This window comes from Henriciella aquimarina (assembly GCF_002088975.1).
Taxonomy (GTDB): domain Bacteria; phylum Pseudomonadota; class Alphaproteobacteria; order Caulobacterales; family Hyphomonadaceae; genus Henriciella; species Henriciella aquimarina.
The window spans coordinates 1-8630 of the sequence record NZ_NCST01000060.1; the positions used below are offsets into that span (position 1 = coordinate 1).

The window sequence follows — 8630 nt, forward strand, 5'->3', positions numbered from 1 at the left end:
CTTGTCTTAGAGATTCCTGGTCTTCTGGTTAGAAAAGAACCGCTGGTGGGGACTGCGCAATTTCCCCGCCGGCGTAGAGGAACGGATCGTGCCTGCGCTGGCTGAGTAAGTGCCGTTGGGAAGTTTGATCGTCCTCTTCATTTCCATGCGACCTGAACGGATACGAGGGCATCTAGGCCCGTACGACAAGCAAAGGATCTGGAATGTCCATCGAACCAGTTCGCCAGCATATCGGCGTCGATATTTCAAAGAGCACTCTGGATGCGCACATGTATCCTGAGGGCAGGACCATAACTGTCCCGAATGATAAAAAAGGATTCAGGCAATTGCTGACCTGGATGGCAGGATGTCATCTTGAACAGCTACTCTATGAACCGACCGGGCAGTATCATCTTGCCTTCGAGAAGTTCTTCCTGAAAGCCGAAATACCTCTCGGCAAGGTCAATCCACGGCAGGCTCGACGATTTGCGGACGCATTGGGTGTGTCGGCGAAAACAGACACGATCGATGCCGGGCTTATCGCAAAATACGGGGCGATGATTTCTGTGCGCCGCGTCAGCGACAGAACGATCAAGTTCAATGAAATGAAAGAGCTACAATCGGCTCGGCGCGCTCTGGTGAAAGACAGGACACGCGCGTCCAACCGGTCTTCCGCCCGGATAGCTCCCTTGTTGCGGCGCCAGGCACGGGAAAGGATTGAGCAGATCGACCGTCACATGAAAGCAATCGACGCGGCTCTTCGTTTGCTGGTCCGTGATGATGAATTCCTGAAAGCCAGATTCGACATTCTACAGACTATTCCTGGCATTGGAGAAACAACCGCGATCATGCTTCTGACCGAGATGCCCGAACTCGGCTTCATCGATCACAAGGCGGCCGCCAGTCTTGCAGGACTTGCTCCGATCGCTCGGGACAGCGGCACGTTTCGAGGCAAGCGATACATACAAGGTGGAAGAGCACATTTGCGACAGGCGCTCTATATGCCCACCCTCGTTAGCATAAAGCATAATCCGGAATTCAGCGCGAAATACCAGATGATGGTCGCCACCGGAAAAGCGCCAAAACTGGCCATCACAGCCATAATGAGAAAGCTTATCGTCCTGGCGAACAGTCTGCTTCGCGATAGCCGAAACTGGGTTCCAAGCCGGACTTGACGAAGACGGATACTTCCCACTGGCCTGACGGCCAGAGGGGTCGCGGGCGCTAAGGGACGGCGTCACAACACATCAAATTTGCCGCTCGGCCATGAGCTCCGCTTGCCGGATGACCAATTGGGTTGCAGCTTCCTGCGCATCCGGAGGATATCCATACTTCGCCAGTAGTCGCCGGACCGTGCGTCTCATGTCAGCCCGAACGGCATCGCGCTGCGTCCAGTCAAGCGTTGCCTTGCGCTTGATGCTTTCTGCGAGCTCTCTCGCGATCAGCTTGAGCGTTTCATCCTGCATTACGTCCTTGGCCGACGCATTGTCAGCGAGCGCTTGATAGAAGGCCACCTCATCTTCCCCGAGGCCGGTTTCTTCGCCTTCGGCAATTGCTGTGGATATTGTTTTTGCAAGGCCGATCAGCTCTTCAATGACCTGAGCTGTAGAGATTGCCCGGTTCGAATATCGGACAAGCACGCTTTCCAGCGACTCCCGGAAACCTCGGGATTGGACGATGTTAATCCTCTCTCGCGTGCGAATCTGATCGCCGAGCAGTTTCTTCAGCGTTTCCAGCGCGAGGTTCTTTTGTGGCAAGGCAGCGAGGCGATCCAGGAAGTCGTTTGAGAGGATGCCTACATTTGTGTCAGGTATACCGGCGACTTCGAAGAGGTCTATGACGCCATCTGTGCGGATCGCGCCGGAAATGACCTGCTTTACGGCCGACGATGTCGTGTTTGAAGACTTTCCATTGCCATCATCGAAGCGCTTTTTGATCGCGGCACGGACGTTCTGGTAGAATGACAGGTGATCGCGGACATTATGCGTTTCCGGCCTCGGAACCGATAATGCGAATGCCCTTGAGAGACTGGCCGTCATATCGTTGAAGCGCTTCTTGCCGTTCTCCTGTTTAAGCACAAAATTCGCGCCGTCGATGATTGCGCCCAGCTGATCTGCTTCGGTGCCCTGAACCAGTGCCATGTAGTCAAACTCGCCGAAGAAGGTGGCGAGTTCCTCTGCGTGACGCATCATGAGCGGCACAGCCTGATCCTGAATCCGCTCGACAGGTTTCCCTTCGCCGCCTGCCTGTGTATACGTCTGGATCGCGTCGCGGAGCTGGTCCGCGATACCGAGATAGTCGACCACAACCCCGCCGGGCTTGTCGCCGAACACGCGGTTAACCCTAGCAATCGCCTGCATGAGATTGTGCCCGGCCAAAGGCTTGTCCAAATACATCGTATGCAGCGACGGGCAGTCGAAACCTGTCAGCCACATGTCGCAAACGATCACCAGTCGAAGCGGGTCGGCATTGTCTTTAATGCGGGCTGCAAGTTTTTCACGGCGAACCTTCGTTCGTCCGTGATATTTCGTTCGTTCTTTTCGCGCCTCGAAGGCCTCTTTGGTTTCACCTTTTCGCGGCGTCTTGCCGACATTGGCGTCCATAACAACCTTGATCGCGCCCGCGTCATCCGCGTCCGCGTGCCAGTTCGGACGCAGGGCGGTGATCTCGTCATAGAGGTCCATGCAGATGTCGCGGCTCATGCAGACGATCATCGCCTTGCCGTCGATCACCTCTGAGCGGTTCTCATAGTGTGAGACGATATTCGCCGCGAGGGTTTCCAGCCGCGCCTTTGCGCCTGCGAGCTCTTCCAATGGGACGGCAATATCACTTTCCTCAGCCGTTCCAGCATCTTCCGCGTCCGCCGCCTCAGAGATCAAACGCTCAGCTTCTGCGATGCCGGCATCGTCGGGCAGCAATTTGATGAGCTGCATCTCATAGAAGATCGGGACGGTCGCATTGTCGTCGATCGCCTGCTTGATGTCGTAGATATCAACATCGGAGCCAAAGACGCCGCGCGTTGAGCGGTCATCGCCCTCAACGGGCGTCCCCGTAAAGCCAACAAAAGTCGCGTTCGGCAGGTTTTCGCGCATCCAGCGCGCGCCGCCTTTGAGGAAGCCATACTGGCTGCGATGGGCTTCATCGGCGAGGACGACAATGTTGCTGCGCTCGCTGATCGGGTCGTTGCGCTCTTCGAATTTCTGGATCGTGGTAAAGATCACGCCGCCGGACGCGCGGGTGAGTTTGGCGGTCAGGTCATCGCGGTCTTCGGCTTGCTCAGGGTCCTGACGCAGCAAGGCGCGCCCTTCCGCAAAGGTGGCAAACAGCTGGCCGTCAAGGTCGTTGCGGTCGGTCACAACGATGATGGTCGGGTTCTCCAGCGCCGCGTCAGCCACCAAAGCGCCGGACAGCATCAGCATGGTCAGGCTCTTGCCGGAGCCTTGCGTGTGCCAGACGACGCCGCCTCTGCCGTCGCCTGCTGGCTTCAGGGCAGATTTCACACGCTCGCGGGCTTTGCGCACGGCGCGGAACTGATGATAGCCGCCAATCTTCTTGATGATGCGCCCGGTGCGCTCGTCTTCCTCGAACACGACGCAGTGGGCGAGATAGTCAACAAGCGCCCGAGGCCAGAACAGGCCGGTGATGACATTTTCCAGCGTCGGTTCGCCGGGATAGCGGTCATCCTTGATGGAGCGCCAGGGCGTGAACCGGTCCTGATCGGCGGTCAGTGAGCCGACGCGCGACTGGTCGCCATCGCTGATGACCATGATTTCGTTGTAGGCGAACAGAGCTGGGATGGCTGCCTTATAGTCCTGCAACTGATCATAAGCCGTCCAGAGCGTTGCATCCTCATTACTCGGATCTTTCAGCTCGATCACCGCGACCGGAAGGCCGTTTAGGAAGACAGTGAGGTCCGGGCGGCGGCGGGTTTCACCGTTGACCACGGTCAGCTGGTAGACCACGAGAAAGTCGTTCAAGGATGGATCGCGCCAGTTAAACAACCGCGCCTTGTCGCCGCGTGTTTCGCCAGCGGCGTTTCGATACTCGACATCGACGCCATCAGTCAGCAGGCGATGGAACCAGCGATTATTCTGCTCCAGTGTCGGTTCTGGCGGGCGGGAAACCGTCGTGGCCGCCGCGTGGATGGCGTCTTCGTCAAAATCGGGATTGAGCCGCCGCAGCGCCGCCATCAGGCGCGGCATCAGGACGACATTTTCGTAACTATCGCGCAACGGCCTGTCTCCGCCGGGGGAAATATCCGCGCCGCGCGCCACGTCATAGCCTTGGGCCTCAAACCAGCCGAGGGCGGCCTTTTCGACAATGTCTTCGTTCATGCGTCGGCCTCCCTTGTTTCTGTGTCGGCTGTTTCGGCTTCAAGAATTTTTTGCTCTTCGATAAACGCGTTAAAGGCGGTTTGATAACCAGTTGGATCTTGTTCGAATAGTGCTTTGCTTAAGAGCACAGGTGTATCGATGATTGCGATTGTGTTTCTGCCTATATCAACCCACGCTTCCAAGTTTTCATCGATCCACGTATTCAAATCTAAATAGTCGCTATACCTCAAACGTGATAATTGTTTTCCCCGCGACGAATTTAGATGAGACTTGAATAACAGCCCAACTACAGCGTCCGTGGCGCGGGCTAGGATTTCGGCGTAGCGTGCATCCAGCATAGGCGCATAAGCATCTGAGCCATGTGCTGCCGTTCCATGAGCGTTTCGAATCTCGACAATGCCATCGATGATTGAATTGACCCCGCGAACCAGTTTTTCTGAGCCACTTTTCAGTTTGGCATCTGTGTGCCCGTTATCATGAACGCCGAGATGCAGGAATTTGGTTGTTTCCGAGATCAGCTTCGGCGCTTCCCATGCATCGTCGGGCGTTTGCCCCCGGTCAATCAGGATCGTTTTGCAGGTCGTTTCAATCAGCGTCCGGCAAAAGGAAACAGCGATGCCCGGCCTGTCAGGCATCGCTTCTTCGAGGGCTTCGACCTGCTGTCGCAGCACAAGCGACTCCGGATGGCTGTCCATCAGCTCCCGGCAGGCGGTCAGGCGGAAGGCGTAGGTCTCATCCGCCATCGCTTGCCTCCACTGGTTCGGTGGGGGTCAGGCCGAGGGCTTCAAGGTCCGGGGCGGGCAGTTCGCCGGAAATGAGCTTGGGGAGCAGTGTGTCGCGCAGGTCGGCTAGCACGGCCATCTCGTCGCGATTGGCCGAAATGCGATAGAATAACGGCGCGGCCATTCGCCCAAAGCTATTCAGAAAATCCGCAGGCGGCTTCGCTAATCCATAGCTGGATATGGACTCGTGGCTAACGCGTTGCCGACCACTGGTGCCCGTCATGTTTTTGATTGCGTACTCGCGAAATTTTTCGTTGCGCGCCAGACAATAGATGAACTCTTTGGTCGTCGCATTTTTCGGACCAAGGACCATAAACTCCGTCGATCCCCAGCCGACCTCTCGGTCAGCCAGAAAATCAACAAGAGCGGTTTTGCCGTTTTCAAGGCAGGGCGTAATGCGGGCGAGCAGGGTGTCGCCGTTTTGGAAGCGCATGCCCGATGTGAAGTCTCTAAGCGCCCAACTCTCTGCCGTGGGGCCAGAAGTCGGAACGTCGGACATGCCGAGATAAGTAGACGTGGTGCCCTTCTTGAGTGATCTCGTCGGGTTTACATCTATGAGTTCTGATAGCTCTCCCACCGTCCACCCGGTCGGGATGTCGCCGAGGTCGGAGGGGGTGAAGCTGTCGGGGAGCTGGTCGAAGAGGGCTTGCGGCATGCCGCGGAAGCTGGTCGCGCCAGCGGCCTTGGCGCGGACGGGCTCGAAATCGACAAACCACGCCCGGAACACCGCCCGCGCGATCTCCTCCAGCGTGCGGTTCATCTCCCGCAAGAGATCGATCTTCTTATCGAATGCCGAAGAAACAATGCCGCGCGCTACTTGCTCGTAAAAATCAATGTCAGGGAACGGAAGGTTTCTCAAAAAATCTGTATCAAACTTTCCAGCCCCGATACCTGTTGTCCCAATGTTTTCGTTGAAATCCTGCCGAAGAGACTCGATCCAGAAATGGAGAAAAGTAGGGTCGATGCCCTTCTTGGGTACGAGCGCCTTAACATCTTGATTGAAGGCGACATCCTTCTGGGCGAAGCAGATCGGTACAAAATTGAATAGTCCGCTTCCACGGACCAGTATCAATGTCGAGCCTGCAGGAGCAATTCTCGATCCCGAATTTAGCCCCTCAGGTGTAATTGTAACGTCGGTGTCTCCGAGATATCGGGAGTCCATATTTGAGGCGGAATACCAAGGAATACTCCCGCCCCAATAAACTGGATTGGATTTTCTTGGCGTGCCTCCCGAGAGAAAATCAGCTGCGTCATCAAGAGTTTTCATAGCCAAACTCCTTGAGGACTTCAGCGATGAGGCTATCGAGCTTGGTTGCCCTTTGCACCTGTCTGCGATGATCCTTGGCAAGCCGCTCCATCTTGTCCTCGAACGGCTCATCATCGGCCTTGCGCGCGGCGCTGCCGACATAGGTACCGGGGGTGAGGACGTGATTATACTTGGCGATCTCCGCCAGCGTTGCGGCCTTGCAGAAGCCTTTGACGTCTTCGTAGTCGCCCGCATCGGCTTCGCCGCGCCAGGCATGATAGGTGCGCACAATGCGGCCAATTTCCGTATCGGCTGGCGGCGGGGAAAGCTTGCTGTCGCGCCCGGTGAGGAAGCGCAGGGTGCGCGAGCCATCCTCCATCTGGCCGAAATCGCGGGCATCGATGAACAGCGTCTCGCCGGAACGGTTGCGCGCATTGCGCTTGGTTCCGTCCGGCCCGCGATCAATATATTTTCCGCTCTTGTCGCGCGTGACAAACCAGAGGCAGACCGGAATACCCGTCGTCAAGAACAGCTGCGGCGGCATGGCGATGATGCAGTCCACAAGGTCGGCCTCGATAATCGCCTTGCGGATATCGCCTTCGCCACCCGTGGTCGTAGAGAGCGACCCGTTCGCCATGACGAAGGCCGCAATACCGCCGCCCTTGCCATTGGGCGGGGAGAGGTGGTGGATGAAATGTTGTATCCACGCATAATTGGCATTGCCGACGGGCGGCGGGCCGTATTTCCAGCGCGTATCCTTTCGAAGCAACTCGCCCGACCAGTCGGAGATGTTGAAGGGCGGGTTGGCGAGGATGTAATCGGCTTTCAGGTCCGGGTGCAGGTCGCGCGTGAAACTGTCGGCGGGCTGCTCGCCAAGGTTCGCCTCGATCCCGCGAATGGCGAGGTTCATATGCGCCAGCCGCCAAGTGGTGGGGTTGGATTCCTGCCCGAAGACGGAAAGGTCACGCCGTGAGCCACCATGGGCTTCCGCGAAGCGTTCGGACTGCACGAACATGCCGCCTGAACCACACGCCGGGTCATAGACGCGCCCTTCATAGGGCTCGATCATTTCGACTGGTCTGCCCCCACGAAAGTGGTCCATTATTTGAGTTAGTTCCGGCTTCAGATATGGAGCTGAGACATGGGCAAGAGATCAACGCCTGAAGAGATCATAGCGAAGCTGCGGGAGGTGGAGGTCCGCCTCGCGCGGGGTGAGACGACGGGTCAGGCCGTGCGTTCGATCGGGGTGACGGAACAGACATACTATCGGTGGCGCAAGGAGTATGGCGGGCTGCAGGTTGGCCAGGCCAAACGGCTGAAGGAGATCGAGAAGGAGAATGCGCGGCTGCGTCGCGCCATTTCTGATCTGACCCTCGACAACCAGATCCTGCAGGAAGTCATCAAGGGAAAGTTCTGAGCCCTTCACGCAAGCGCGAGGCGGTCGATCATGTGGTGGAGACACTCGGCGCAACCGAGCGCCGGGCCTGCCGCGTGATCGGCCAGCACCGTTCCACCCAGCGCAAGCCGCGTGTGCCACGCCAGGACGAGGATGTGCTGACAGCGGCCATCATCGCCCTGGCTGAACGGTTCGGCCGGTATGGCTACCGCCGGATCACGGCCCTGCTGAGACGGGATGGCTGGCATGTGAACGAGAAGCGGGTGTATCGCATCTGGCGGCGTGAAGGGCTGAAAGTGCCAATGAAACAACCAAAGAGAGGCCGTCTCTGGCTGAATGACGGCTCCTGCATCCGGCTGAGGCCGATGCACAAGGGCCATGTCTGGTCCTATGACTTCGTTCAGGACCGCACGCATGACGGCAAGGTGTTCCGCATGCTGTGTGTGATTGATGAGTTCACTCGCGAATGCCTCGCCATTCGTGTCGAACGCAAGCTCAACTCCCGCGATGTCCTAGACACGCTGGGCGAACTGTTCGTGCATCATGGCCCGCCGGAGCATATCCGTTCCGACAATGGCCCCGAGTTCATCGCCACGGCCCTGCGCGAGTGGCTTGGCCGGATCGGCGTGAAGACGCTCTATATCGAACCCGGTTCGCCTTGGGAGAACGGCTACTGCGAGAGCTTCAACTCCAAGCTCAGAGACGAGTTGTTGGCGAGGGAAATCTTCTATGATCTCAGGGAGGCGAAAGTCCTGATCGAGACCTGGCGGTGGCATTACAACACCGCGCGTCCGCACTCTTCTCTGGGCTACCGACCGCCCGCGCCACAAGCCATCTTGCCCGCGGCGTTCATACCGCCTTACTGTGGGGAGGTAGCGGCATGAACGCCGCTA

Annotated in this window: 5 protein-coding genes and 1 pseudogene; 2 read left to right on the plus strand and 4 right to left on the minus strand. The window is 57.6% G+C overall.

What is annotated here, in order from left to right:
* Nucleotides 1-203 precede the first annotated feature (203 nt).
* Nucleotides 204-1154: an IS110 family RNA-guided transposase gene (locus B8784_RS08460; protein ID WP_084396263.1), complete on the plus strand. Its 951-nt coding sequence runs from the start codon at nt 204-206 to the stop codon at nt 1152-1154.
* 72 nt (nt 1155-1226) lie between these two features.
* On the opposite strand, the gene B8784_RS08465 is transcribed toward B8784_RS08460, so the two are convergent.
* From B8784_RS08465 to B8784_RS08480, 4 genes and pseudogenes are all read right to left on the minus strand, one after another.
* On the minus strand, nt 1227-4313 hold the full coding sequence (locus B8784_RS08465) for a type I restriction endonuclease subunit R (protein ID WP_084397385.1): 3087 nt from the start codon (nt 4311-4313) through the stop codon (nt 1227-1229).
* Complete coding sequence (locus tag B8784_RS08470; RefSeq protein ID WP_084397387.1) at nt 4310-5056, minus strand: abortive infection family protein; 747 nt, start codon at nt 5054-5056, stop codon at nt 4310-4312. The genes B8784_RS08465 and B8784_RS08470 overlap by 4 nt, the downstream gene beginning before the upstream one ends.
* A complete protein-coding gene (locus tag B8784_RS08475; RefSeq protein ID WP_084397389.1) occupies nt 5046-6362 on the minus strand; it encodes a restriction endonuclease subunit S in 1317 nt (438 codons plus the stop codon). Before B8784_RS08475 ends, B8784_RS08470 begins: the two co-directional genes overlap by 11 nt.
* A pseudogene (locus B8784_RS08480) lies at nt 6349-7416 on the minus strand (N-6 DNA methylase); the annotation flags it as partial. The pseudogene B8784_RS08480 and the gene B8784_RS08475, both read right to left, overlap by 14 nt.
* 66 nt (nt 7417-7482) lie before the next feature.
* On the opposite strand from B8784_RS08480, the gene B8784_RS08485 reads away from it, so the two are divergent.
* Nucleotides 7483-8621, plus strand: a protein-coding gene (locus B8784_RS08485; RefSeq protein WP_143435295.1) for an IS3 family transposase whose coding sequence is annotated in 2 segments (ribosomal slippage) — nt 7483-7741 and nt 7741-8621 — 1140 coding nt in all. Because the reading frame shifts where the segments join, the coding sequence is not laid out codon by codon here.
* The last annotated feature ends 9 nt before the right edge of the window (nt 8622-8630 follow it).

Coding starts and splice junctions, on each gene's coding strand:
- B8784_RS08460 (WP_084396263.1), top strand. CDS start 204: ATGTCCATCGAACCAGTTCGCCAGCATATCGGCGTCGATATTTCAAAG.
- B8784_RS08465 (WP_084397385.1), bottom strand. CDS start 4,313: ATGAACGAAGACATTGTCGAAAAGGCCGCCCTCGGCTGGTTTGAGGCC.
- B8784_RS08470 (WP_084397387.1), bottom strand. CDS start 5,056: ATGGCGGATGAGACCTACGCCTTCCGCCTGACCGCCTGCCGGGAGCTG.
- B8784_RS08475 (WP_084397389.1), bottom strand. CDS start 6,362: ATGAAAACTCTTGATGACGCAGCTGATTTTCTCTCGGGAGGCACGCCA.